Genomic DNA, 23,506 nt, shown 5'->3' with positions numbered 1-23,506 from the left:
GGGCGGCCTCCATGAGGAGGCTGTCCCGGTCAGTTTCCGGAATGCGTGTCAGGGGTGAGCAGCGTGTGGCGTTTGCCGGATGGGTCGCTCACGGTTCCTTGGTCTGTTTCCAGATAGTCCGGTCCCAGCCCCACCCCCAGCCCATGCTGCCGGGATAGTACTCGGTCTGGTTGTCGATATAGGCGAGGAAAAGATGTCCACTTGCCTGATAGGTGCGAGTCGGCACGCCGAATGCCCGGACCACATCCACATCCGTATGCCCGATCAGGGCGTCAAGCCGCTTGCGCTGCTCGGGCGTTGGTCCCGATGCGCAGGCTGTGACTGCCAGAACGGCCATCAATGGCCAGATACGCCTTGCGACCATGATCCTGTCCTTGCCTTCACCATTGCGGGGCCGCGCATGCTGGCCCGAAATCATCCCAGCCACAAGATATTCGCAAGCCGGGGAGCGCCCGTTGCCAACATGACCAGCCGGTCGAACCCCATGGCAATCCCCGCCGTGGGAGGCATGGTGTCCAGCGCGGCCAGCAGCGCCTCATCCATTTCCCAGCGTGGATGTTGAGGATAGAGTTCCTGCCTGCGCGCACGATCAGCCTCGAACCGCCTGCGCTGCTCGGTCCCATCCGTCAACTCCTCGAAGGCATTGGCGAGTTCGATGCCTCCCAGATACAGCTCGAACCGCAAGGCCGCGCGCGGATCATGAGGACAGGCTCGCGCCAGCGCCGCCTGACTGACTGGCCAGTGCGTGAGAAATGTTGGCCTCTCACGGCCGATTACAGGCTCGATGCGCTCCAGAAGCAGGCGAAAGAACAAATCTTCCCAGCTCTCACCCTCACGCAAGACGCAGCCCGCCTGACGCGCCAAAGCCTGCGCATCCTCCATCGTCCCCAGCACATCCGCTCCGACATACCGGTGAAAGGCCTCCGCCATCGTCAGCCGCTCGAAAGGTGTATCGACAGCAATTTCGCATCCGTCGCGCAGCACAACCGGCGGCAGAAGCGTGCGCACCAGCGTCTCCGTCTCGTCCATCAGCGCATCCAGATCAGCACCGGGACGATACCACTCCAGCATCGTGAACTCATGTGCATGCAGCGCACTGGCCTCGCCATTGCGCCAGACCCGCGCGAGCTGGAAAATCGGCAGCCCCGTGGCCGCCACAATGCGCTTCATGGCGAATTCGGGACTCGTGTGCAGGAAAAGAGGCTCGGCCCCTCCATCCGGCATCGTTCGCCGTGTGGCGAAGACCTCCAGATGCACTTCCTCTCCGGGTACCGACACGGCACAGGGCGTCTCCACCTCAAGATAACCACGCCCATCGAAAAAAGCCCGTGTGGCCCGCATCATCAGGCTGCGACGGCGCAACATAGGCAATCGCTCAGCGATATCTGACGGATCGCTCGTCCTGTTCATGGCTCATCCTCTTTCGCGCAGGCGTCTGCCGCGCAGAGGTGGCGTGCCACCCGGTGAAACGCAAGTTGCCCGTATCCTTTGCCCAACGCTAGAACCGCGTCATGCCCTCCCGCTCCTCTCCGCCTCCCGCGCCGCCTCGGAACGAAACGCTGCGCACCCCCGGCGCCCTGATCGAACACGGTCTTGCCCGTCCGGAAGATCGCGCGGCGCTCGAACGTGTGGCGCGGGACTACGCCACCGCCATTCCCCCGACCTTTCTTCATCTGATCGAACGCCCAGACGATCCGATCGGGCTTCAGGTCATCCCCTCACCGGACGAACTGGAGATGGCGCCGCATGAGCGCGAAGACCCCATAGGGGACGACGCGCTCTCTCCTGTTCCGGGGATCGTGCACCGCTACGCCGACCGGGCGTTGCTCAAACCCCTTCTGATCTGTCCACTTTACTGCCGCTTCTGTTTTCGGCGGGAACATGTCGGACCGGATGGCGGCCTGCTGGATGAAGCGGCGCTGGAACGGGCGCTTGAGTGGTTGCGCAGCCACGAAGCCATACGTGAGGTGATCCTCACGGGTGGCGATCCGCTGATGCTCTCTCCACGGCGCCTCGGCCATATCCTGCGTGAACTGGAAAATATCGAGCACGTCACAACGGTGCGCATCCACTCCCGCGTCCCGCTAGCCGCACCGGAGCGGATTACGGACGCACTTCTGGACGCGATGGAGCTGGAGCGTCAGGCCTTGTGGCTAGTGGTGCATGCCAATCACGAGCGGGAATTTACGGAGACGGGCCGCGCGGCACTCCGACGCATCGTGCGACGTGGCATTCCCGTTCTGGGGCAATCCGTTCTGCTGCGCGGCGTGAATGATAGCATACCCGCGCTGGAGGGATTGTTCCGTGCGATGGTGGAAAACCGGGTGAAGCCCTATTACCTCCACCAACTCGATCCGGCGCCGGGAACGTCGCGCTTTTACGTCCCCATCACAGAAGGACGACGCCTGCTGGCGGGACTACGCGGCCGTGTCACCGGTCTGGCGTGGCCAACCTATGTGCTCGACATCCCGGGCGGTCATGGAAAAGTGCCGTTGGGACCGGACTATCTGGAAACAGACCAAGGAACCGTGAGCGACCCATCCGGCAAACGCCACACGCTGCTCACCCCTGACACGCATTCCGGAAACTGACCGGGACAGCCTCCTCATGGAGGCCGCCCCGTTTATACATCAGAGTTGCGCGCCATTTGCGGGCTGCGCCTGAGCGGGTGCCGCCGGCGTGCTCGGAGTGTCAGAGTTCATCTTGCCCGGCTGTGTGGAGTGCTCCACATCGTAAGCCGTGGCCTTCTCGGCATACGTGCCTTTTGCGCCAGGATGCTCCTGATCGTACAGAGCCGCCTTCGCGCGCGCTTCCTTGCGGTAACGATGACGCACATACATGCCCGTCACGCAGCCACCCATGGCACCCAGCACGCCATGATGATTGGCCACATGACCACCGACTGCTCCTGCCGCACCGTATTTGATGCAGCCGCCTGGCTCGGCATGCGCCACGGAGATCGAACTGGCTGCGATCATGGACGCAGCCGTCAGGCAAAGTAGTTTTTTCATGAAGTCGTTGTCCTGCTTCTGCACATCTACCCCGAACAGGGGCACATCAGGACATATGAACCTCAAAGGTGGCGAAAACCAGAACACGTGAGCGAATTTCCATGCACTGCAGTCTTGACGCCCATCGCGCCGTGCGGTCATGAGCGTCCCGGTTCTTTCTCCACGACCCATCCAGCGCGGAGCCCAAACGCCATGTCGATTACACGTCGCGCCCTTCTCGGGGCCACGCTTCCCGCCGCCCTCGCACCGGCATTCCTCTCCGTCGCACGCGCTGCGGGAACGAGCGCCGATCCGCGCATGGCGCCACGCGTACTGGGCAATCCGTCCGCCAAGGTGACGGTCGAGGAATGGTTCTCCCTGACCTGCACACATTGCGCGCGCTTTGCCATCGATGTGTTCCCCGAGGTGCAGCAGAAGCTGATCGACACCGGTCGCATCCGCTATGTGTTCTGTGATTTTCCTCTTGATCGCATCGCTCTGATGGCAGCGCAGGTAGCCCGCGCCCTGCCCGCTGAACGCTATGAGGCGTTCATCCTCTCCCTCTTCTCCAATCAGGACCGCTGGGCGTTCATTCAGGACGGTAACCCCGAAGACCAGCTCCGCAAGATGGCCGGTCTCGCCGGTATGTCAGCCGATAATTTTGACCGCACAGTCAACGACGTTGCTCTGCGCGACGCCATCATGGCGGAGCAGAACCGGGCGGAAGCGCAGTATCACATCGACAGCACGCCCACGTTCCGTTTCAACGATGAAGTCTATCGTCAGGGTGAGCTGACCTATGACGCCTTCGAGAAGAAAGTCGTGGCGGCGGGCGGCTGAACAGCGCTCTCCTTTCCGACATGACGGGCATCTTCTCTCCGGCTGCCGCCCCATCTGATCGCAGGTTCGCGCCTCTCTCATGAGCGCGCGCTTCGTGCAGTTGCGGATCGCGGGCTTCAAAAGCTTTGCCGATCCGGTCTCGGTGGACATCCTTCCGGGCCTGACCGGCATCGTGGGGCCGAACGGGTGCGGCAAGTCCAATGTGGTCGAGGGCCTGCGATGGGCCATGGGCGAGACGTCCGCGCGCAACCTACGTGGCGGCGAGATGGACGATCTCATCTTCGCTGGCACCACCAGCCGCCCTGCACGCAATCTCGCCGAAGTCACGCTGGTTCTGGAGAATGCCAAAGGTCTCGGTCCCGGTCCCTTTGCCGAACAAGACGATCTGGAAATTACTCGCCGTGCCGAGCGCGGGTCCGGCAGCGATTATCGCCTCAATGGCAAGGCAACGCGCGGTCGCGACATCCAGACCCTTTTTGCCGATCTGGCATCTGGGGCGCGCTCCTCGGCCATGGTCAGTCAGGGACGTGTCGCCATGCTGGTCGGCGCGCGTCCCGAAGAGCGTCGCACCATCCTCGAAGAAGCGGCCGGGATCACCGGCCTGCACGCACGGCGCCACGAAGCGGAACTGAAGCTGCGGGCAACTGAAGCCAACCTCACCCGCGCGGAAGACCTCAAGACCCAGCTTGAAACCCGGTTGCAGGGACTGGCGGGCCAGTCCACACAGGCCGCGAAATATCGCGAACTCTCGGCCAATCTGCGCGAGGCGGAGACGACGCTGCTCGCCCTGCTGCACGCCCGCGCGCGCCAGCAGGTGGAACGCGCGCGGCTGGCCGCCATCGCCGCCCGCAACGCTCTGATCGCCGCCGAGGAGGCCGCGGAAACCGCTGTCCTTGCCGAATACGAAGCCGATCGTGCCTTGCCTGCCATTCGTGAGGCAGCCGAACAGCGCCGCACAGCACTGGAACGCCAGCGCGTGGCTGCCGAAGGCATCGCGCGTGAGGAAGAACAGGCCGCGCAGGCGCTGGAGGCCGCAAGCTCCCGTCTGAAGCAGAGCGAAGCCGACCGGGACGCCGCCCTCTCCCGTATGGAGGACGCGCAGGCCACCCTCACGCGCCTTGGCGAGGAAGTGGCCGCTATCGAAACCGTTCGCACCACACTGCCCGCCCGGCAGGAGGAAGCGGATGCCACGATCACCCGCCTGCGCACGGAACTCGCGCAAGCGGGTGATGCGTTGGAACGCGCCACAGCGGATGTTTCGGCCGCACGCACCCGCACTGAACAGGCGCGCGCGGCGCTGGAGGCCACATCCCTCCGTCATGATCGCCTGACACAGGCCCGGGGGGCATTGGAAGCGGAACTCACGCAGCTTCACGCCGAAATGCCCGATGACGCCGCCCTGAAAGCAGCGGAAGACACTGTCCGTCAGGCAAACGAACATCTCTCCGCCTGTCGAGTGGACATGGAGACCGCCACGCAGCGGAAATCCGATGCCCATCTGGCGCTGTCCATCGCCCAGAATGCCGCTGAGGCCGCGCGCACCCGTCATGCAGAACGCGCCAAAGCGCATGCAACCGCCAAAGACACGCTCGCCGCCCTGACCCGCGACCGGGACGCGCTGATGGCGCGACAAGCCGAGGCACAACGCGGCCTTGTCCCCGAAACGGAGCGTGCAGCCCTTGCCGCAGCCCTCGCACAGGCCGAAGCAGCCCAGACAGAAGCCGCCCGCGCGCTCGAAGCCGCAGAGACCGAACGCGCGGCAGCCGCAAGTGCGCTGCTGGAAGCACGGGCGCGCGTACAGGAAGACAGCACTCTCCGCGCCGCCGCGAGTGAGACTGTTCGCCGGGCCGAAGCTGCGCTGAAACGCGCCGAACAGGAAGCCGGAAGCCTCGCGAAAGAACTGGAAACGGCCCAACGTGACGCTGTGCCGGACTCTGTTCTGGAGCAGGCGCAAACCGCACGCGCCAAAGAGGAGCATCGCCTTCAGGATGCCGAAACCGCGCTGACGCAGGCCGAGGAAACCCTCACGCGCGCCACCGGTGCCACCCGGGAATGCGAAGCGGCTCTTGGCACGCTGAACGCGGAACTGACCCAGCTTCGCGCCCGCATCGATGGTCTTGCGCAGGCGCTTGGCGGCGAAGAGCCAGAAGACACGGCGCAGGGCGCTACGCCGGTCTCCGATCTGCTGCGTATTCCCGCAGGGCTGGAAATGGCTGTGGCTGCCGTTTTGGCCGACGGACTGGACGCACCGGAAGCCAGTGCCTCTCCCGCCGCGCCGCGCGCATGGCTCGCCCTCGGGGCATGGCCAACGTCTCCCGCGCTGCCCGCTGGCGCATGCGCCCTCTCGGACATGGTGGAGAGCGCTCCCGACACGTTGCGCCGTGCCCTCTCACAGTCCGGCTTGATCGAGGACACGGCGGATGGAGACGCACTGGCCAGATCTTTGCAACCCGGACAAAGTCTCGTCACCCGTGAAGGCGCGTTGTGGCGTTGGGATGGCTATCGGATTGCGGCTGGGCAGCCAAATGCCGCCGCCCAGCGTCTGACCCAACGCCGTATCCTGCTCGAATCCCGCACCCATCTGGCCGAACTTGAAGATCGCCTGCCTGAAGCGGAAACTCGCGCACGGACAGCGCTGCAAGCTCAGACGGAGTCTGAAGCCGCCATGCGGCAAGCCCGTGAACTGCGCGCCACCATTGAAACGGCACTGGGACAAGCGCGGACGCACGAAGCCGAGACAGCCCGCCGTCATGGCGCAGCCCGCGCCCGACTGGACGCAGTGCGTCCACAGCACGAACGCGCAGCACAGGCTCTCGACGCCGCCCGTATTTCACTTACCGAAGCGCAGGCCGCGCAAGAAGCGCTGCCGGATCCGGCAGCGCTGAAACAGGCATATGACGCGGCACGGACACGCGACCAGAACGCCCAACAGACCGAAACGGCGGCGCGGGAAGCCCGTCGCCGCACGACACAGGCGCTGGAACAGGCGCAACGTGCCCGGCAGGCGACGGAGTCCTGTCACACCAGCGCCGAGACGAAACTCGCCACCATCACGCCCGATCTGGCGCGATTTGAGACCGACTGCGCCACGGCCGCCAAGGCGCTGGAAACCGCGCAGGCGGCTCTGGATGAGACCGCCGATCCGGCAGCCGTCACGAACCACCTGCAAGCTGCACAAACCGAGGCCACCGAGAGCACGCAGGCCGAGACTCGCGCACGTTCCGCATGCGCTGAAGCCGAACAGACACTGACCGCCACCGCCGAGGCCTCACGTATCCTGCAAACCCGCGCGCTCGAACTGCGCTCGCAACTATCAGCGTTGCTCCCGCGTCGGGACTCTCTCGACGAAGAGCTGGCGGACGCCACGACCGCGCTGGAGGCGGCCCGTCAGGCCGTAACCGCCGCCACCATCGATCCTGAACAGGAGGCCCTCCCCGAAACGCTTCGCGCCCGCATCGCAGCCCTTCGTGCAGATGAACAGGCAGCAGGCGAGACCCGCGCAGCGCTCCTTGCCGAACGCGAGACCCTGAGCAGCCGCGAAAACGCGCTGAAAGCGGCGTTGGCCGAATGGACCGAGCGCGAGAGCGTGGCCCGCACCCAGCTTGCACAAGCCGAGCAGAGACTGGCGGGAGTTGCGGAAGAACATCGCACCGTCGCGACCCGGCCCGAGGAAGCGCTGCGGCTGCGCACGACCACTCTCGCCGCGCTGGATGATGCCGAAAAAGCCTATCAGGAGGCCAATGCAGCCCGCGAAGCCGCCGAGGTACGGCTGAAAGACGCACAGGAAAGCCGACGCCAGACAGAAACCGCGTTGACCCAAGCGCGCGAGACAGTCGTGCGCAGTGAAGGCAAGAACGAACAGGCGCAGGCCATCCTCGCACAACTTCTGGCAGAAACGCCGGAGCCGCCCCTCGCCCCCGTGGGTGATCTCACGGAATCAGCGGAGACCGGTCTGCGCCGCAGGATTTCCCGCCTCACGCGCGAGCGCGAGGAACTCGGTCCCGTCAATCTCCGCGCCGATCTGGAAGCGCAGGAAGCCGAACAGCAGATCGAGACCATCCGCCGCGAGCACGCGGAACTGGAAGCCGCCATCGCCCGCCTGCGCGGTTCCATCGGCTCGCTCAACAAGGAAGGCCGCGAGCGCCTGATGGCGGTGTTCACGCAGGTGGACCACCACTTCCAGTCCCTGTTCTCACGCATGTTCGGCGGAGGGCGTGCTCATCTGGGACTTGTCGGCAGCGACGATCCGTTGCAGGCTGGCTTGGAAATCTACGCCCAGCCACCGGGAAAGAAGCTCGCCACGTTGTCTCTGCTGTCCGGTGGCGAACAGGCCCTCACTGCGCTTTCGCTTATTTTTGCGGTCTTTCGGTGTAACCCGGCACCCATCTGCGTCCTCGACGAGGTTGACGCCCCGCTCGATGATGCCAATGTCGGACGTTTCTGCGCCCTTCTGGGCGACATGGCCAATGAGGGTGGAACCCGTTTTCTTGTCGTGACGCATCATCAACTCACCATGGCGCATATGGATCGCCTTTACGGCGTGACCATGCAGGAGCGCGGCGTCAGTCGCGTGCTGTCCGTCGATCTCGAACGCGCTGCGGCCATGGCCGGCGCGGGAAAGAAGGAAGACGCTCATGTCTGATTCCTCCGTGAACATGGATCATATGCCGACATCTCCTCCCACGATCGGTCGTTCCTCACGTCTGACAAAACAGTGCCGTCGCAACACCATCATGGCGTTGGGCATATTGGGAAGTCTGGCCGCTGTCGTCCTGTGGCGCGATTCGCACGCGGACGCGCTGCTGACGCGCATCCATCATGGGCTGGTCATCTGTGCGACGGGCAAAGCCGCAACCGACACACTCCCCACCAGCGCACCTTCCGCGCTCTCCGAACTGGCTGACGCCGTCCTCCCTTCCCGAAAGGCGGATCAGCCCAAGACAGAAGCCCCCACCCAGCCGCCATCCATGGTTGCATTTGAAGTGGTGCGGACTCCCGACAACGCTCTGGCCGTAAAGGACGAGGGACAGACTGTACCGCTGGAGGAGGCTCTGCACGCCTCGCATCGCAAGCACCAACTGGTAATGCTGTCCCTGCAGGAAGCCGACATCCAGCCAGCAGCACGTCTTATCCGTTCCAGCGGCATGAGACATCAGGCCGTAATCGTGGCCAGCAATGAGAGCGAAACACGGGCCGCGCTGAAGGCCGACCGATCGCTCATGGTCGCCATTCCGGTTCGCTCGACACGTGACCAGCTTACCGCCCATCGACTGGCTGGCCAGCATCCTTATGCCGAATATCTCCCAGCCAACGCCTCCCCTACTTTGTTCGCCACCGCTCACCGTGAAGCGGATGTTGTGATTGCCGACAGCCCCGATCCACAGGACAATCCGAAAGCCATCCGCGCCCTGCTGCGCGAGCCGGTGGACATCGTCGTCACCAGCGCGCCGGATCATTTCGCCCACGTTCTGGGCGAAAGCTGACCACTCAGCGCGGCAATCTCTGACCGATTTGCAGCGCAAGCGCGACGTTACGCGCCGTGCGCCGCAGATTCTCCCGTGCGTGTTTCAGCACCTCCTCCAGCGAGGCCGGAGCGGGAACCGAATCGAACACGGCGTCGATTCCCACCTCGCCCAAGCTGTCCACGCCCTTCCCTAGTGAGCCACCCAACGCGATGACAGGCTTGCCATGACGGCGCGCCATTGACGCCACACCGGCCGGCACCTTGCCGCGCGCCGTCTGTTCATCCAGTCGCCCCTCGCCCGTGATGACGAGATCGACCTCGCGGATCTTCTCTTCCAAGCCCAGTAGACCGGCCATCAATTCAAAGCCCGAGCGCATCCGTGCGTCCAGAAAGGCCATTGCGCCAGCCGCCGTGCCGCCAGCCGCTCCCGCGCCCGGCACATGAGCCACATCGCACCCGACGTCGTCACGCAGACATTGAGCGTATCGCCCCAACGCCTCATCCAGCGCTGTTACCATCGCGGGGGACGCGCCTTTCTGCGGACCGAACATCGCGGACGCGCCATCCGGCCCGAGCAATGGATTGTCCACATCGCACGCCAATTCGACCGTTACGTCCTTCAAACATGGATCGAGCGCCGAGATATCGATTCGCGCTAAATCCCTCAGCGCTAGCCCTCCGGCCCCGATCTCCCGACCGTCAGCATCCAGCAGCCGCGCACCCAATGCCTGAGCGAGTCCTGCCCCGCCGTCGTTCGTGGCGCTCCCTCCCACCGCCAGCACGACACGGCGACAGTTACGATCCAACGCCAGCTTCACCAGTTCACCAACGCCGCGAGTCGTAGTTCGGCCCGGGTCACGTGCAGTGGACGGCACGAGCATCAACCCTGCCGCTTCTGCCAGTTCGATCACGGCAAGCTCGCCATCGGCCGAGAGACCGAAGCCGGCCTTTACCGGCCTCCCAAGCGGCCCCGTCACCGTTGCCTCGATCCGTTGAGCGCCCGTTGCCGTGACGAAAGCTGCAACCGTGCCTTCTCCACCATCGGCCATGGGACAAAGGATACAGGAGATATCGGGAAAGACGTCCTCGAACGCCTCGGCAATCACACGGACCACGTCCTCGGCATCTAGGCTTTCCTTGAAAGAATCGCAGGCGATCATGACCTTCACTTTTCCACCCCTCACAAACAAACGGGGCGCCCCGTGAAGGACGCCCCGGATGTCGAAGTCTTTTTCTGGACGGCTGTTCAGCGCGGCAGCATCGACCCGGTTTCAATGAAACGCTGATGCCACGAAAGAGCTTCCGTGAGCAGATGCGGCGTGTGTTTGCCAAACGAACTTTTCTTGGCGCGTTCCAGATAGTCTTCCAGCAGTGGACGGTAGCTCGGATGGGCGCAGTTGCGGATCACCACCTCGGCGCGCTGCACCGGGCCAAGACCGCGCATATCGGCCAGTCCCTGCTCCGTTACAATGATCTGGCTGTCCTGCATGATGTGATCGACATGCGCCGCCATCGGCACGATGGCCGAGATATGGCCGTCCTTCGCCGTGGAGGGCGTAAGGAAAATCGACAGGAAGGAGTTGCGTGCGAAATCGCCCGAACCACCAATGCCGTTCATCATTTTCGATCCCATCACGCGGGTCGAATTGACGTTGCCGTAAATGTCGGCCTCCAGCATGCCGTTCATGGCGATACAGCCCAGCCGCCGGATGACTTCGGCGTTGTTGCTGATGTCCTGCTGGCGAAGGATGATCTTCTCGCGGAAGAACGAGATGCGGTTATTGATCTCTTCCACGGCATCCGGACTGAGGGAGAAGGACGTGGCGGAGGCGATCTTCATCCGGCCATTGTCGAGCATCCGCAGCATGCCATCCTGAATGACTTCGGAATACCCCATCAGATTCTCGAACGGACCTTCATTCAGACCGTCGAGCACCGCATTGGCCACGTTGCCCACACCGGACTGAAGCGGCAGCAGGTTGGGCGGCAGACGGCCCACCTTCACCTCATGCTCGAAGAATTCCAGAAGGTGACCGGCAATGTCTTTTGCCGCCTCATCCGGCTTGGCAAACGGGGCATTGCGATCCGGATCGTCCGTGCGCACCACAGCCACGATCTTCTCGGGATCGACCCGTAGGAACGTTTCACCGATACGGTCATCAGCGCTGCGCAGGGGAATGAGGTCACGCGGAGGGATACCGCTGGCATTGCCGCGCCAAACGTCGTGCATGCCCTCCAGCCCCTCGGGCTGCCAGGAATTGACCTCGATGATGACCTTCTCGGCCAGATCGAGAAAAGTCTGCGAATTGCCGACCGAAGAGGACGGAACGATGCCGCCATCTTCACGGATGGCCGTGGCTTCCACGATGGCGAAGTCGAACTTGCCGTAGTTTCCCTGCACCGAGCGCGGCGCGACCAGTCCGAGATGCGTGTCGAAATACTCGGTTTCACCCGAATTGATGTTGTTACGCATCGCCGCGTCCGTGTTGAACGGAGAGCGGTAGGACACGCCATGGACCTTCGCCAGCGCACCATCGAGCTGCGGCCCGGTGGACGCGCCCGTCACGAGGCGGACCTTCAGATCCTCGCCTTTTCCGCGCAGCTCTTCAATGCGCTCGGCCAGCGCCATCGGGACAGCCTTGGGATAACCCGCGCCCGTGAAGCCGCTTGTGCCCAGGGTTGCGCCATTTCCAATAAGAGCGGCAGCAGCGGCAGCGGGCTTCTCTTTGCTGCGTAGCGCCGGATTGCGAATGCGATCAGTCATCAGAATAGGGTCCTGTTCAGCTTCACGTTTCGATTTTCCACAGACACCGACCTGAAATCGGTTTTCCGTGCAACGATCCGATGGAGCGTTCCGACGTGCCTGATGCCATTTTTCACATGCGCGGCAACCGTCTTTCGCAACAAACGCGGTCCGTTTGCAGCGCACTCTAGGCTGAATTCGCAGGCTTTAGCCTGTCACATGATTGTGCATCGCCCCATTGCCACGCGCTCGTGAACACATATTTCCCTCAGATGGGCACCCCACAGAGCCGCCGTATGGTGTTACATATGCAGGAAAAATGACGCGGCCCCCTTCGCTCGCGGGATTTGGCTGCCAATATGACAAGAAGATGAATGGTGAGCAGGCGATGCACGACGAGAGAGAGTTTCAGCGCAGAGTTGCCGGTCGCCGCATCCGGGTGGTGGGAGATGTCCACGGCGATCTGGAAGCTTTCCGGCATGCGGTGGCAACGGATCGCTTCATCGTGCAACTGGGCGATCTGGTGGATTACGGCCCCGATAGCGCAGGCGTGCTGCGCCTGATGGGGTCGATCCTCGAAGAGGGTCGCGGTCTCTTTCTGCTGGGCAATCACGATCGCAAGCTTGGCCGCGCTCTTCTGGGCCGCAAGCTGCGTCGGGACGAGACACTGGAAGCCACGATCCACCAGCTTTTCGAGCCCGGTAATTCGGACGTTCTGGAACATGCGCTGCCACTCTTTGAAGCCGCCCCCACATGGCTGAAATTCGGGCGCCGTATCTTCGTTCATGCCGCTTTCCACACCGGCATGCTGAGCGAGTCCTGTCCCCCCGGTCTCGACGGCGTTTCGCACCTTCTCTCCCGCGCCCTGTTTGGTGAGGTCACGGGCCGCACCCAGACGGACGGGTATCCGGAACGTCGCCTGAACTGGGTCGATCACATTCCGGCGGGCTATACCGTCTATTGCGGCCATGACCGCCGCTCAACCGATGGACGCCCATGGGTGAAGCATGGTCGCTCCGGGGGAACGGCCGTGTTCGTGGACACAGGAGCGGGCAAAGGGGGACATCTGGCATGGATCGACTTGCCCGATGAGACCGAGCAGCCCGACTACCCCGCACCGCCCGCCTACGAGCCGACTCCCATTCCCATGCCGGGAGACCGGCGCAGCGTGCGCGACTCCTTTTGACAGGAGACATCACGGCGTGGTGAATGAATCCGCTTTCAGAATGAAAGGCGGGTCGGCAAAGGCCGCATGAACCCGTCGCAAGAAGACAGGACCAAGAAGCGTGACGGCAGACCGGACTCATGAGACGACCAACGGCGCGGACGATCAGAAGGGTCCGCGCGCGGAACTGGCGTCACTGCGTCAGAGCATCGACAACATCGACATGGCTCTTGTCGCCATGCTGGCCGAACGCTTCCGGTGTACGCAGGAGGTCGGCAAGCTCAAGGCCAAGCATCACATGCCTCCCGCCGATCCCGCGCGTGAAGCCCGGCAGATCGCACGGCTGAGGCAGCTTGCGACAGACGCGCATCTCGATCCGGATTTTGCCGAAAAGTTCCTCAACTTCATCATCCGAGAAGTCATTCGTCATCACGAAGCCATCGCCGAGAAAACAGGCAGCGCCGCATGATCCGGCCGGTCGCGCATCGCCTGCTTCTCTTGCGGCACTGCGAGGCCGAACCGGCACGAGGCGACGAGTTTGGAAGCGCGGCCGATCAGGCGCGCCCGCTCACGCAGGCAGGCCACCTGATGGCGCGCCGCCGAGGCGAGAGCATGCGTCGCGCAGGACTCGTGCCCGATCTCGTCCTGTGCAGTCCCGCGATGCGCACGCGCCAGACCTATGCCGGTCTGCTGCCTTTCGGAGAGGGCGCACGCCCCGAAATCCGCATCGAGCCCACTCTCTATCTGGCCGCCCCGGACGAATTGCTGGCACGCCTGCGCGCAACGTCAGATTCGGTCCACACCATCCTTCTTGTGGGGCACAATCCAGGGCTTCCGGCTCTCGCCCGCTATCTCAACGGTGTGGAACGCGCGCTCGACTCTGATTTCGCGCTTGGCACGCTCGCCACCTTCCAGGTGGAGGTGGAAGAGCGGGAGTCGATTGCGCTGACATGGAAAGCGCTCGGGCCACGAACGGCCTGGCTTGAGTCGTTCTCGCAAAATTGAGCAGAAATAGGGATGGATCGTCCCGCCTCTCAACAAGGTGACGGTCCAGCGGCTTTCGGTTTCGCGTCCGATCAGGGACAAAAGTGGGGACACCACGACCTCCCGGTGCGTGGGCAGTTCGTTTCAGAAGCAGCGCCATTGAGCGCGTCGGAGGAAGCAGTGACGGGAACAACCGCCAGCATCAAAATCGGGGCCAACTCGGCTGACCTACCGATTCTCAAGGGGACGCTCGGGCCAGAGGTCGTCGACATCCGTCGCCTGACCACTGATCTGGGTGTCTTCACCTTTGACCCCGGCTACGGTGAAACGGCCTCGTGCGAGAGCAAGATCACCTTCATCGACGGCGAGAAGGGCATTCTTCTCCACCGTGGCTACCCCATTGATCAGCTTGCCGAGCATGCTTCCTATCCGGAGGTGATCTATCTTCTGCTCAATGGCGAACTGCCCAACAAGCAGCAGCATGAGACGTTCGTGAATACGCTCACGAATCACACCCTGCTGCACGAACAGATCCGCAATTTCTTCAACGGCTACCGCCGCGATGCCCATCCGATGGCCATCCTGTGCGGGACCGTGGGCGCGTTGTCGGCGTTCTACCCCGATGCCAACGACATCTCACGCCCCGAGAGCCGCGAACTCTCGGCCATGCGCCTGATCGCCAAGATCCCCACGATCGCCGCATGGGCTTACAAATACACGATCGGCGAGCCGTTCGTGTATCCACGCAACGACCTGAACTACGCCGAGAATTTCCTCTCGATGATGTTCGCCCGCCCCTCCGAGCCGTACAAGGTCAATCCGGTTCTGGCTCGCGCCATGAACCGCATCCTGATCCTGCATGCCGATCACGAGCAGAACGCCTCCACCTCAACGGTGCGTCTAGCCGGTTCCACGGGCGCCAATCCCTTCGCATGTATTGCCGCTGGCATTGCGGCCCTGTGGGGACCGGCTCATGGCGGTGCGAACGAAGCCGTTCTCAAGATGCTGGGACAGATCGGCTCCAAGGAGAACATCCCTTCCTTCATTGAAAAGGTGAAGGACAAGAACAGCGGCGTGAAGCTGATGGGCTTCGGGCACCGCGTCTACAAGAACTTCGACCCACGAGCGAAGATCATGCAGGCCACCTGCCACGAAGTGCTGACGGAACTCGGCATCAAGGACGATCCTCTGCTCGATCTGGCCGTGGAGCTGGAAAAAATCGCGCTGAGCGACGATTACTTCGTCAAGCGCAAGCTCTACCCGAACGTGGATTTCTACTCGGGCATCATCCTCAAGGCGATGGGGATTCCCACCAGCATGTTCACCGTGCTGTTTGCCGTCGCCCGCACCACCGGCTGGACCAGCCAGTGGAAGGAAATGATCGAGGAACCGGGTCAGCGCATCAGCCGTCCGCGACAGCTCTACACCGGTTCGGACCGCCGTGACTTCACGGCTCTCGACAAGCGCTGAAGTTCTCCATCCCCCATTCTGTGTAAAGAATGGGGGATGGCTCTCGCGCACAGCAACGAAAAAAGGGGCGGCCATATCTGGCCACCCCTTTTTTATCCCAGATGCAAAAACCTTACGGGCAGGCGCATCCTTTCGTGGGAGCTTCGCTCTTACGAACGACGTGGTGGTCGATCCACTCCGACACCAGTCGGCGCGCTTCGTTCACCGAAGCCTCCGGGTGATGGATACGATAGAGCGTGGTGCAGGCGTTGAAGGCCGAGACATCGTTAGTCCCCACCAGCCGCAGCTCCTGGTAAGCCGTGATAACGGCACGTTCGCATTTCCGGCTGATCCGGGTGATATCAGTCACCGCAGGCTTCCTTGAATTGATAATCATTCTCAACTTGTGTATTATAGGCGTTTGATGGCGCAGGAAGCAAGCCTGCGATGACCTTTCGCGCCAATGATTCGCGCCTCTTCATCTCACGGATGCGTCAGAGGCCGAAACGACGACGCAGCATCTGCGCCACACGGCCAGCTTCGTCGAGCGGGGACCGCACCCACGGCGAAATATCCCGATCGAAGAGCCGAAGCATGCCCTGTTCCATCAACGTGCGAACGAGCCGATTCCACGTTCCGAAACGGCCAGGAACCACCTCCACGAACAAGGGAAGATCGCTGGCTGCCGCCTCGATCACCGTTTCCACTCGACACCCGTAGAGGACGATGGCGTCGGCACAAGCCATGAAACCCAATGTCGGATCGTCATCGGGCTCGCCATGGCGCCAGACAAGACTGAAACACTCATCCAGCCCCGCGATGAAACTCTCGGCAACCTCCCGCGCCACACCGCGCGCGACGGACACCATGACCGAGCCATTTTCCGCCCGAACCATCTCTCCCAATTGCCGTCCCAAAACACTCGCCCTCCGAGGATCGATTGCGCCTCCGGCATCGAGAACGGCGGCCACTCTCGGGCTGGGCAGATGTTCCAGACGTTCACCCCATACATGCCGTGCCCGTTCGTAGAGCGTGGGGGAGACGATGCTAAGAGGTCCAAGCACCGGGATGACATGCGTACCGTGTGTTCGCACCGGATGCGTCGCGGACAGGATCAGTTCATCGAACAGTCGCTGCCCGAAAAAACCAGTTGTACCGTGATGGGTGCAGTGCACAACGGGCACGCCAAAACGACGGCGCAACGACAATCCGGCAAATGCAGCTGAAGAACCGGATGTCATCACGAGACGCGGGGGCACGCATCCCGGTTCCATGGAAGCCAAATCGCGCAATCGACGGAATGACAGATCAAACCGGCTGGCCAGCGCATGAGCCGGCCCCGCCTCACCCTTCGACAGGCCCGATTCGATAATCCACAAAGGTGTGTTGCATGTCCTTTCTTCGCGGATCATGCGTCTCGCCTTTCTTCCATCATCACGCCCATATGCCAGCACCGGGCGACTCCCGATGGATTTTCCAGCGATCTGCGGCTATGCCACCACAACGCCGAAGAACGCGCGCAAGGAAGAAGGGACATGACACGCATGATCGAACAGGAATCGGTTCTCGGCAATGACGCTTCGGCGTGGGACCGGGATGCAGCGCTCACAACCGCGCGCATCCTGCTTGAAATCAAAGCCGTCAATTTCCGTCCCGAAGAGCCCTACACCCTCACTTCCGGCTGGAAATCCCCGGTCTATATCGACTGCCGCCGTATCATCTTCTTCCCCCGCGCCCGTGCGAAGATCATGGAACTCGGTGTGGAAAAGATCGGTCGTCACGTTGGCTACGAAAGCATTGATGCCGTGGTCGGCGGCGAGACGGCGGGCATTCCGTTCGCCGCCTGGTTCGCGGACCGGATGATGACGCCCATGGCCTATGTGCGCAAAAAGCCCAAAGGCTTTGGCCGCAACGCCCAGATCGAGGGCGATGTGCCGGAGGGCATGCGCACGCTGCTGGTGGAAGATCTCACGACGGATGGCGCCTCCAAGATCGGCTTTGCCAAAGCCCTGCGCGATGCTGGGGCCATCTTGGAACACACATTCGTCGTCTTCTTCTATGGCGTGTTTCCCGGCGCTCACAAGACGCTGGCCGATATGGGCATCACTCTGCATTCGCTGTGCACATGGTGGGATGTTCTGGAAGCCTCTGCTGAGCGCCCCTACTTCGCAGAAGGTGCGGCTGCGGAAGTACGCCGCTTCCTCGAAGACCCATGTGGCTGGTCAAAAAAGCATGGTGGCGTGGGCAGCCTCGAAGAGGCTCTCGCACTCAAAACCGCACGCGATTCCTGATTACACTTCACGATGGACGCAGCGGCAGGCGATAACATGAGGGCGGGCGGGTTCACGCCGTCCATCCCTCCCCGCATCCTTGCCTTCGATTCCGGAATCGGGGGACTGAGCATCGTTGCCGCCCTGCGCCGCCATCTTCCTCACGCCCATATCGATTATCTCGCCGACACCGCGTTCTTTCCTTATGGCGGGCAAGAGGACGACCTTCTCAAACAACACATCGTGTCGTTGCTGGAGAACGCCATCCTGCGCCTTGACCCCGATGTCGTTGTCATCGCCTGCAACACTGCCAGCACACTCGCTCTCACCTTGCTGCGTGAGACCTGTGGCGTGCCCTTCGTGGGGTGCGTGCCGCCCATTCGCTGGGCCGCCAGGATCACACGCAGCAAAGTCATTGGGCTACTGGCCACCCCGGCCACCGTGCGACGCTCCTACATCACGGATCTTCGAAACCATTACGCGCCCGATTGTAATCTGATCGCCTACGGCGCGCGAGATCTGGCGGCTCTTGCTGAGAGCGCATTCCGCGGTGTTCCGCCCCATGCCGATTGCATCCGGCAGGATGTGGCAGGGCTGTTCGGACAACCTTCCGGACAACGCATCGACGCTGTGGCGCTTGGCTGCACACACTACACCTTCGTGGCGGACGCCCTACGTGCCGCCTCGCCTCCAGATGTGGCGTGGCTGGACCCGGCGGACGCCGTGGCCCGTCAGACCCGGCATGTACTGGAAACGACCGGACTCTCGACAGGAGCAAGGAGCGAACCGGAACACATCTGGTTCACAGCACCGCCCTATGACCCGGCGCGTCTGGAAAATGGACTGAAGAAGCTCGGATACGACCAGCCCGAGCTTTGGACCTCGGCCTGAACCTGTCTGAAAAACTCCGAATAATATCAGCGCGCGCGATTTGCCGTGTAGAGCGCAACGTCCACCAGAAGCTCGCGAAGCGGCTCATGATGATGACGGGCTGAACCGGGTGCTGCCTGTGGAATACGGGCCAGCGCCTTTACCGCGTCTTCCGCATATTCCTGCGCACGAGCCATCGTCACGCCGATCGCATCGGTCTGTGCAATGAGATCGAGGGCACGCTGGAGATCGCCCTCCCGCTGCTCCTCATTATTCTCGATCGTGCGCACCCAGAAAGCCCGCTCTTCCTCATTGCCTGCGTGATAAGCGGCCAGCACAGGAAGCGTCACCTTGCCTTCCTGAAAATCATCGCCAACCGTCTTGCCCAGCACGGCCTGATCGGCGGCGTAGTCCAAGGCGTCATCGACAAGCTGGAAAGCCATGCCGAGATTGGCGCCATACAGACGGAGCGCCTCACGCACATTATCCGGTGCTTCCGCTACAACGGCTCCGGTTTCACAGGCTGCGGCGAACAGGGCCGCCGTCTTACCGTAGATCACCTTGAGATACTGTTCGACGGACGTGGACAGATCGTTCTGCGTGGTCATCTGCATGACTTCACCTTCCGCCAGCGTCGCGGAGGCTGCGGAAAGGATCGCCATCACGGGCAGCGATCCATCCGCCGTCAAAATCTGGAAAGCGCGTGCGAAAAGGAAATCCCCGACGAGGACGGAGGCTTTGTTGCCGAACACGGCGTTGGCGCTCGCCAGCCCGCGCCGCAACTGGCTGTTATCCACGACATCGTCGTGCAGCAATGTAGCGGTGTGAATGAATTCGACGCAGGCCGCGACCCCAACATGCCGCATGTCCTCGCCATATTTGTCATAGCCCGCCAGCCGAGCCGCTGCGAGCACAAGGAGCGGACGGAGCCGCTTGCCGCCCGCCGCCACCAGATGCGCGGCCAACTGGGGGATCAGCGGCACGTCACTTTGCATCCGCGCGACGATTTCCCGATTGCAGGCCGCCATATCATCGGCAAGATAGTCGGCAAGCCCTCTCAGGGCCGTCTCGCCATCCCGACCGCGCGCCTCGTCACGCGCACCGGCATCCACCACACCGATGGGGCTCTCCGTTTCCGGGCCTGAGCCCTCCGTTTCCGGCCGATTGACTGCAACGCGCAAATGACTTTCTCCCGCCACAGGTTACCCTGTCCTTTCCAGCATATGAGCGGCGCTCCGAAGGCGGTCAAGCTGTGACCCCTGCCCCACCTGCAATTCCGCTCTCTGTTCCCGATGTCGCGATCACCCACGACACGCTGCTTGGAGGACGTGTCATGTACCATCAGTTCCACGATGGCTACCGCACCGGGCTTGAACCCGTGTTCATGGCGGCCCTCGTCCCCGCACGCCCGGGCCAGCGGGTGCTGGAAGCCGGTTGCGGGGCTGGAGCCGGCCTGCTCTGCCTGACCGAGCGCATACATGACCTCGTGGGCACGGGAGTGGAACTTGATCCCGCAATGGCGGAACTCGCGCGAAAAAATCTCGCCCTGAATCACAGAACGAACCTTCAGATCCTGCAGTCAGACATCCGCACGCTCCGTCTGACGGAACGATTCGATCACGTGATGGCCAACCCGCCGTGGCATCCTCCCACCGGCACCCCGTGTCCGGACGCGCGCCGTGACCTTGCCCGCCGCGCACGCGACCGCACGCCGGAAGACTGGATCAAGGCGCTGGCCGGATTTCTCACATCGGGCGGCTCACTCACTTTGGCGATACCTGCCTCCCTGCTCGCCCGCACATTGGCAGCCTGTGAGCACCATCGTATCGGAAGCACGGAAATCGTCCCGCTCTGGCCCGGTGGGGCACGGGAGGCCCGTATCGTTCTTGTGCGCGGCCGCCATCTGGGACGAGGAGGAACGCGCATGTTACCCGGTCTCACCCTGCACCGAGCAGACCGGCATTTCACAGAGGAGGCTGAATCTATCCTGCGTGATGGACACGCTTTCTTTCCCGACTCCTTCGGAAAATCACCGCATCGGCACCTCCACCGGATCACGGCTGCGGGAGCGTGAATATCACACGGCTCCCATGCCTTGACAGTGTCTGCAAACAGATCGTGCATGAACCGACGGTATCGAAAACCGTTGTCTCACACGCACGGCCTCTCAGTGGCGGTATATGCACGTCTACATGGGAACGGCCGGAACGATCAGAGGAATGTTGTCATGAGCACGACGAAAACGACCGACAAGACCAAAGCCAAAGCGGCCTATGCAGCCGAGGTTCAGCATTTTCTCGGCACACCTTCCGACCTCCCGCGCGAAGGCGTGGAGCAGATTTCAGCCGGTCTGCGCGCTCTTCTGGCCGACGTTTTCGCTCTTTACCTGAAAACGAAAAACTTCCACTGGCACATGAGCGGCCGTCACTTCCGTGACCTGCATCTGATGCTCGATGACCAGAGCGCCGAACTGTTCGCCATGACAGACCCGGTGGCCGAGCGCGCCCGTCGCATCGGCGGTCTGACGCTGCATTCCATCGGTGAAATCAGCACGCACCAGCGCATCAAGGACAACAACGCCGAGTATGTCGATGCGCCGGACATGATTGCGGAACTGTGTGAAGACAACAAACAGCTTGTCGCCTCCATGCGGTCGCTGCACGGCCTTACCAGTGACGTGGGGGACTGTGCGACGACAAGCCTGCTCGAAAACTGGATCGATCAAAGCGAAAAGCGCACGTGGTTCCTCTTCGAAATCACGCGCACGACTTTCGGCGCCAACAGCTGAACATCACACATGTTTCTCCCGCCCCTACATTACGGGCGGGAGAAACGGTTTTCCTTCAGCGTCAGGTCGGCTGTCCGTACGCCTTGAGCTTCAGCTTATCGTATGTCTTCGTCGCTCCCGGCATCAGCGGGTCGAGCGCCATGACATGCTCCCACGCTTTCAGCGCAGCGTCGTTGGCTCCTGCCGCCTCTTCAGCCGATGTCAGTGTCTGCCATGACTGGGCATCTTCAGGGTCGCGCTGAAGAGCCTCACCCAGATCGCTGATGGCGCCCTGCGCATCACCACCGGACAGACGCGTCTGTGCTCTCATCCGCCACAAGGCCGCGACATCGCTCTGTAGAGCAAGAGCCGCTCCCATATCCTCGATCGCGTCTGCAGGCTTGTCTTCGCCCAGTTCCCGCGTGGCGCGGCGCACAAGAAGCTGCGTGGCCGGACGAACGGGTTTGAGCCGCAGCTCTTCAAGCGCCTGACGGATCAGCGCAGCCTCCTGAGCGGATTGGGCATGAGCCAGCCGCGCCACTAGATCCGTCCTGGAGTCTTTCGCGCCCGGAGCGGGTATGGCTGTCGTTGACGGTGCCGCATGGCACAGCACCGGCGGGACCATCCCCCATACAGAGAGCACCGTGAGCATACGAAAAAGCCCGCCTCGTGAGCCTCCGTGAGGAGCTGACGGGCGGGCCTTGCGCTGCATGTCATAGGACATGACGGTCAGGTTTCAGCCCTGACGCGCTTTCATGCGCGGGTTCTTCTTGTTGATGACGTAGACGCGGCCACGACGACGAACGACGCGGCAGTCCTTGTCACGCACCTTAGCGGACTTGAGGCTGTTTCTGATCTTCATGACCCGTTTCTTTCATTCATGCGGCTGCAGGAAACCTGCAACAAAAGGTGCTGCGACATACGAAGCCAGACCGGGAAAGTCAACGCACAACACCCACTCAACCTAGGAAAACCGTGCCTTGTGGCTGCTTTTCTTCAAGAACCGATCCTTGCCTCCAACGCGTTTCCCGCAATCACGGTCCCCTCAGGCCCCAACCGCCGCAAACCGTTTGCAAGCGTCCGAAAGTCCTCGGCGCGCGGCGAGCGGAGCCGCCATCCCAGTCCGATGGTCCGCCAGACCGGTCCGCCCGTCAGCGGTCGCGCCACCACACCTGCCCCGTCCAGAAGACCATGATCGACCGCAAGCTGCGGCACGAGGCCGATTCCCAGCCCCTGCCCCACCATGCGCACCAGCGTATGCAGGGAGGACGCCGTGTGCATGGCCTCCGGCTCGCTATCCGCCCAATTGTTTCCCTGTCGGCACACATCCACCGTCTGATCCCGCAGGCAATGACCGTCCTCAAGCAGAACCATCCGCTCACCCGTCAGCTGGTCAAGTGGAACGACGGGCAACGCCTCCAGTGGATGCCCCGGCGGGACGATCAGCACGAACGGATCGCGCCATAAAGGGGTCGTCTCAAGCCCGTCACAGTCACACGGCATGCCAAGCAGAAGGACATCCAGCCGTCCCGTCATCAACCGTTCCTGAAGGCGCTCCGTCATGTCCTCGGAAATGAAAAGTCGGACTCGCGGAAAGAGAGCGCTCACCAACGGCACAAGGCGCGGGAGAATGAACGGCCCGATGGTGGGGATTATGCCCAGCCGCATTGGTCCCGTCATCGGATCGCGCGATGCTTCCGCTACCTGACAGATTGTCTCCAACGCTTCCAGCGCGACTCTGCCCCGTCGCAGAATCTCTTCGCCCAGCGGCGTGAAGACCACGCGTTTGCCCACTTCCCGGTCAAGAAGCTGAACGTCAAGCTGCCGCTCCAGCGCGAGAATACCGGCGGAAAGCGTGGATTGCGTCACCGAGCAGGCCGTCGCCGCCCGCCCGAAATGGCGCAGTTCCGCTAGTGCTAGCAGGTATCTCAACTGTTGAGGCGATGGAAACGCCACCATGTCGT

23 protein-coding genes are annotated in these 23,506 nt (G+C 62.4%); 12 read left to right on the top strand and 11 right to left on the bottom strand.

Annotated features, from left to right (window positions below):
• Window positions 1-88: 88 nt before the first annotated feature.
• A complete protein-coding gene (locus KUA11_RS13475; RefSeq protein WP_217411141.1) occupies window positions 89-364 on the bottom strand; it encodes a hypothetical protein in 276 nt (91 codons plus the stop codon).
• A gap of 50 nt (window positions 365-414) precedes the next feature.
• Window positions 415-1,410, bottom strand: a complete 996-nt coding sequence (gene epmA, locus KUA11_RS13470; RefSeq protein ID WP_217411139.1) for an EF-P lysine aminoacylase EpmA — start codon at window positions 1,408-1,410, stop codon at window positions 415-417.
• Between the two features lie 101 nt (window positions 1,411-1,511).
• Between epmA and KUA11_RS13465 the strand changes: the two genes are divergently transcribed.
• Window positions 1,512-2,591, top strand: coding sequence for a lysine-2,3-aminomutase-like protein (locus KUA11_RS13465; protein WP_217411138.1), 1,080 nt, complete (start codon window positions 1,512-1,514; stop codon window positions 2,589-2,591).
• A gap of 39 nt (window positions 2,592-2,630) precedes the next feature.
• On the opposite strand, the gene KUA11_RS13460 is transcribed toward KUA11_RS13465, so the two are convergent.
• Window positions 2,631-3,011, bottom strand: coding sequence for a hypothetical protein (locus KUA11_RS13460; protein ID WP_217411136.1), 381 nt, complete (start codon window positions 3,009-3,011; stop codon window positions 2,631-2,633).
• A 192-nt stretch (window positions 3,012-3,203) separates the two neighbouring features.
• Between KUA11_RS13460 and KUA11_RS13455 the strand changes: the two genes are divergently transcribed.
• The 3 genes from KUA11_RS13455 (at window position 3,204) to KUA11_RS13445 (ending at window position 9,313) form a co-directional block, all read left to right on the top strand.
• Window positions 3,204-3,830 carry a thioredoxin domain-containing protein gene (locus tag KUA11_RS13455; protein ID WP_217411135.1) on the top strand — a complete coding sequence of 209 codons (627 nt, stop codon included), beginning with the start codon at window positions 3,204-3,206 and terminating at the stop codon, window positions 3,828-3,830.
• Window positions 3,831-3,909: 79 nt separating this feature from the next.
• Window positions 3,910-8,472: an AAA family ATPase gene (locus KUA11_RS13450; RefSeq protein WP_217411133.1), complete on the top strand. Its 4,563-nt coding sequence runs from the start codon at window positions 3,910-3,912 to the stop codon at window positions 8,470-8,472.
• Window positions 8,465-9,313 carry a PI-PLC domain-containing protein gene (locus KUA11_RS13445; protein WP_217411131.1) on the top strand — a complete coding sequence of 283 codons (849 nt, stop codon included), beginning with the start codon at window positions 8,465-8,467 and terminating at the stop codon, window positions 9,311-9,313. The genes KUA11_RS13450 and KUA11_RS13445 overlap by 8 nt, the downstream gene beginning before the upstream one ends.
• A 4-nt stretch (window positions 9,314-9,317) precedes the next feature.
• On the opposite strand, the gene KUA11_RS13440 is transcribed toward KUA11_RS13445, so the two are convergent.
• Both KUA11_RS13440 and KUA11_RS13435 read right to left on the bottom strand, forming a co-directional pair.
• Window positions 9,318-10,454, bottom strand: a complete 1,137-nt coding sequence (locus KUA11_RS13440) for a glycerate kinase (RefSeq protein ID WP_254454936.1) — start codon at window positions 10,452-10,454, stop codon at window positions 9,318-9,320.
• A gap of 86 nt (window positions 10,455-10,540) precedes the next feature.
• On the bottom strand, window positions 10,541-12,058 hold the full coding sequence (locus tag KUA11_RS13435; RefSeq protein ID WP_166313259.1) for an acetyl-CoA hydrolase/transferase family protein: 1,518 nt from the start codon (window positions 12,056-12,058) through the stop codon (window positions 10,541-10,543).
• A 367-nt stretch (window positions 12,059-12,425) separates the two neighbouring features.
• On the opposite strand from KUA11_RS13435, the gene KUA11_RS13430 reads away from it, so the two are divergent.
• From KUA11_RS13430 to gltA, 4 genes are all read left to right on the top strand, one after another.
• Window positions 12,426-13,223, top strand: coding sequence for a metallophosphoesterase (locus KUA11_RS13430; RefSeq protein ID WP_217411161.1), 798 nt, complete (start codon window positions 12,426-12,428; stop codon window positions 13,221-13,223).
• Window positions 13,224-13,323: 100 nt separating this feature from the next.
• Window positions 13,324-13,671 carry a chorismate mutase gene (locus tag KUA11_RS13425; protein ID WP_217411127.1) on the top strand — a complete coding sequence of 116 codons (348 nt, stop codon included), beginning with the start codon at window positions 13,324-13,326 and terminating at the stop codon, window positions 13,669-13,671.
• Window positions 13,668-14,207, top strand: a complete 540-nt coding sequence (locus KUA11_RS13420; protein ID WP_217411125.1) for a SixA phosphatase family protein — start codon at window positions 13,668-13,670, stop codon at window positions 14,205-14,207. Before KUA11_RS13425 ends, KUA11_RS13420 begins: the two co-directional genes overlap by 4 nt.
• A 138-nt stretch (window positions 14,208-14,345) precedes the next feature.
• The gene (gene gltA, locus KUA11_RS13415) at window positions 14,346-15,656 is read left to right on the top strand and encodes a citrate synthase (RefSeq protein ID WP_217411159.1); all 1,311 of its coding nucleotides are present in this window, start codon (window positions 14,346-14,348) and stop codon (window positions 15,654-15,656) included.
• A 112-nt stretch (window positions 15,657-15,768) separates the two neighbouring features.
• On the opposite strand, the gene KUA11_RS13410 is transcribed toward gltA, so the two are convergent.
• A complete protein-coding gene (locus tag KUA11_RS13410) occupies window positions 15,769-16,005 on the bottom strand; it encodes a hypothetical protein (protein ID WP_254454939.1) in 237 nt (78 codons plus the stop codon).
• Between the two features lie 124 nt (window positions 16,006-16,129).
• Window positions 16,130-17,047 carry an ELM1/GtrOC1 family putative glycosyltransferase gene (locus tag KUA11_RS13405; RefSeq protein ID WP_217411123.1) on the bottom strand — a complete coding sequence of 306 codons (918 nt, stop codon included), beginning with the start codon at window positions 17,045-17,047 and terminating at the stop codon, window positions 16,130-16,132.
• 123 nt (window positions 17,048-17,170) lie between these two features.
• Between KUA11_RS13405 and KUA11_RS13400 the strand changes: the two genes are divergently transcribed.
• Together KUA11_RS13400 and murI are read left to right on the top strand one after the other, a co-directional pair.
• Entirely contained in the window at window positions 17,171-17,926 is a 756-nt protein-coding gene (locus KUA11_RS13400) for an orotate phosphoribosyltransferase (protein WP_166313254.1), read from the top strand.
• 12 nt (window positions 17,927-17,938) lie between these two features.
• On the top strand, window positions 17,939-18,796 hold the full coding sequence (gene murI, locus KUA11_RS13395; protein WP_254454935.1) for a glutamate racemase: 858 nt from the start codon (window positions 17,939-17,941) through the stop codon (window positions 18,794-18,796).
• Between the two features lie 26 nt (window positions 18,797-18,822).
• Here murI and KUA11_RS13390 read toward each other — a convergent pair whose 3' ends face one another.
• Window positions 18,823-19,803, bottom strand: a complete 981-nt coding sequence (locus KUA11_RS13390) for a polyprenyl synthetase family protein (RefSeq protein WP_217411155.1) — start codon at window positions 19,801-19,803, stop codon at window positions 18,823-18,825.
• 224 nt (window positions 19,804-20,027) lie between these two features.
• Between KUA11_RS13390 and KUA11_RS13385 the strand changes: the two genes are divergently transcribed.
• Together KUA11_RS13385 and KUA11_RS13380 are read left to right on the top strand one after the other, a co-directional pair.
• The gene (locus KUA11_RS13385; protein WP_368041023.1) at window positions 20,028-20,849 is read left to right on the top strand and encodes a tRNA1(Val) (adenine(37)-N6)-methyltransferase; all 822 of its coding nucleotides are present in this window, start codon (window positions 20,028-20,030) and stop codon (window positions 20,847-20,849) included.
• A 153-nt stretch (window positions 20,850-21,002) separates the two neighbouring features.
• Window positions 21,003-21,563: a Dps family protein gene (locus KUA11_RS13380; RefSeq protein WP_166313252.1), complete on the top strand. Its 561-nt coding sequence runs from the start codon at window positions 21,003-21,005 to the stop codon at window positions 21,561-21,563.
• Window positions 21,564-21,624: 61 nt separating this feature from the next.
• Here the strand turns inward: KUA11_RS13380 and KUA11_RS13375 are convergent, their stop codons facing one another.
• From KUA11_RS13375 to KUA11_RS13365, 3 genes are all read right to left on the bottom strand, one after another.
• Entirely contained in the window at window positions 21,625-22,194 is a 570-nt protein-coding gene (locus KUA11_RS13375; RefSeq protein ID WP_217411121.1) for a hypothetical protein, read from the bottom strand.
• Window positions 22,195-22,278: 84 nt separating this feature from the next.
• Entirely contained in the window at window positions 22,279-22,404 is a 126-nt protein-coding gene (gene ykgO, locus KUA11_RS13370) for a type B 50S ribosomal protein L36 (protein WP_003625637.1), read from the bottom strand.
• A gap of 134 nt (window positions 22,405-22,538) precedes the next feature.
• A complete protein-coding gene (locus KUA11_RS13365; RefSeq protein ID WP_217411119.1) occupies window positions 22,539-23,501 on the bottom strand; it encodes a hydrogen peroxide-inducible genes activator in 963 nt (320 codons plus the stop codon).
• Window positions 23,502-23,506 lie beyond the last annotated feature (5 nt).

This window comes from Acetobacter estunensis, from assembly GCF_019083805.1.
GTDB lineage: Bacteria > Pseudomonadota > Alphaproteobacteria > Acetobacterales > Acetobacteraceae > Acetobacter > Acetobacter estunensis_A.
The sequence above is the reverse complement of the archived record's forward strand: the minus strand, read 5'-3'. Positions and strand labels throughout refer to the sequence as shown.

Bases quoted from the DNA above. Each gene is read 5' to 3' on its own strand.
- murI (WP_254454935.1), top strand. From the start codon at position 17,939: ATGGACGCAGCGGCAGGCGATAACATGAGGGCGGGCGGGTTCACGCCG.
- KUA11_RS13400 (WP_166313254.1), top strand. From the start codon at position 17,171: ATGACACGCATGATCGAACAGGAATCGGTTCTCGGCAATGACGCTTCG.
- KUA11_RS13420 (WP_217411125.1), top strand. From the start codon at position 13,668: ATGATCCGGCCGGTCGCGCATCGCCTGCTTCTCTTGCGGCACTGCGAG.
- KUA11_RS13380 (WP_166313252.1), top strand. From the start codon at position 21,003: ATGAGCACGACGAAAACGACCGACAAGACCAAAGCCAAAGCGGCCTAT.
- KUA11_RS13405 (WP_217411123.1), bottom strand. From the start codon at position 17,047: ATGATCCGCGAAGAAAGGACATGCAACACACCTTTGTGGATTATCGAA.
- KUA11_RS13455 (WP_217411135.1), top strand. From the start codon at position 3,204: ATGTCGATTACACGTCGCGCCCTTCTCGGGGCCACGCTTCCCGCCGCC.
- KUA11_RS13465 (WP_217411138.1), top strand. From the start codon at position 1,512: ATGCCCTCCCGCTCCTCTCCGCCTCCCGCGCCGCCTCGGAACGAAACG.
- KUA11_RS13435 (WP_166313259.1), bottom strand. From the start codon at position 12,058: ATGACTGATCGCATTCGCAATCCGGCGCTACGCAGCAAAGAGAAGCCC.
- KUA11_RS13430 (WP_217411161.1), top strand. From the start codon at position 12,426: ATGCACGACGAGAGAGAGTTTCAGCGCAGAGTTGCCGGTCGCCGCATC.
- KUA11_RS13440 (WP_254454936.1), bottom strand. From the start codon at position 10,454: ATGATCGCCTGCGATTCTTTCAAGGAAAGCCTAGATGCCGAGGACGTG.
- KUA11_RS13475 (WP_217411141.1), bottom strand. From the start codon at position 364: ATGGTCGCAAGGCGTATCTGGCCATTGATGGCCGTTCTGGCAGTCACA.
- KUA11_RS13375 (WP_217411121.1), bottom strand. From the start codon at position 22,194: ATGCTCACGGTGCTCTCTGTATGGGGGATGGTCCCGCCGGTGCTGTGC.
- epmA (WP_217411139.1), bottom strand. From the start codon at position 1,410: ATGAACAGGACGAGCGATCCGTCAGATATCGCTGAGCGATTGCCTATG.
- KUA11_RS13450 (WP_217411133.1), top strand. From the start codon at position 3,910: ATGAGCGCGCGCTTCGTGCAGTTGCGGATCGCGGGCTTCAAAAGCTTT.
- KUA11_RS13390 (WP_217411155.1), bottom strand. From the start codon at position 19,803: ATGGCGGCCTGCAATCGGGAAATCGTCGCGCGGATGCAAAGTGACGTG.
- KUA11_RS13445 (WP_217411131.1), top strand. From the start codon at position 8,465: ATGTCTGATTCCTCCGTGAACATGGATCATATGCCGACATCTCCTCCC.
- KUA11_RS13365 (WP_217411119.1), bottom strand. From the start codon at position 23,501: ATGGTGGCGTTTCCATCGCCTCAACAGTTGAGATACCTGCTAGCACTA.
- KUA11_RS13460 (WP_217411136.1), bottom strand. From the start codon at position 3,011: ATGAAAAAACTACTTTGCCTGACGGCTGCGTCCATGATCGCAGCCAGT.
- ykgO (WP_003625637.1), bottom strand. From the start codon at position 22,404: ATGAAGATCAGAAACAGCCTCAAGTCCGCTAAGGTGCGTGACAAGGAC.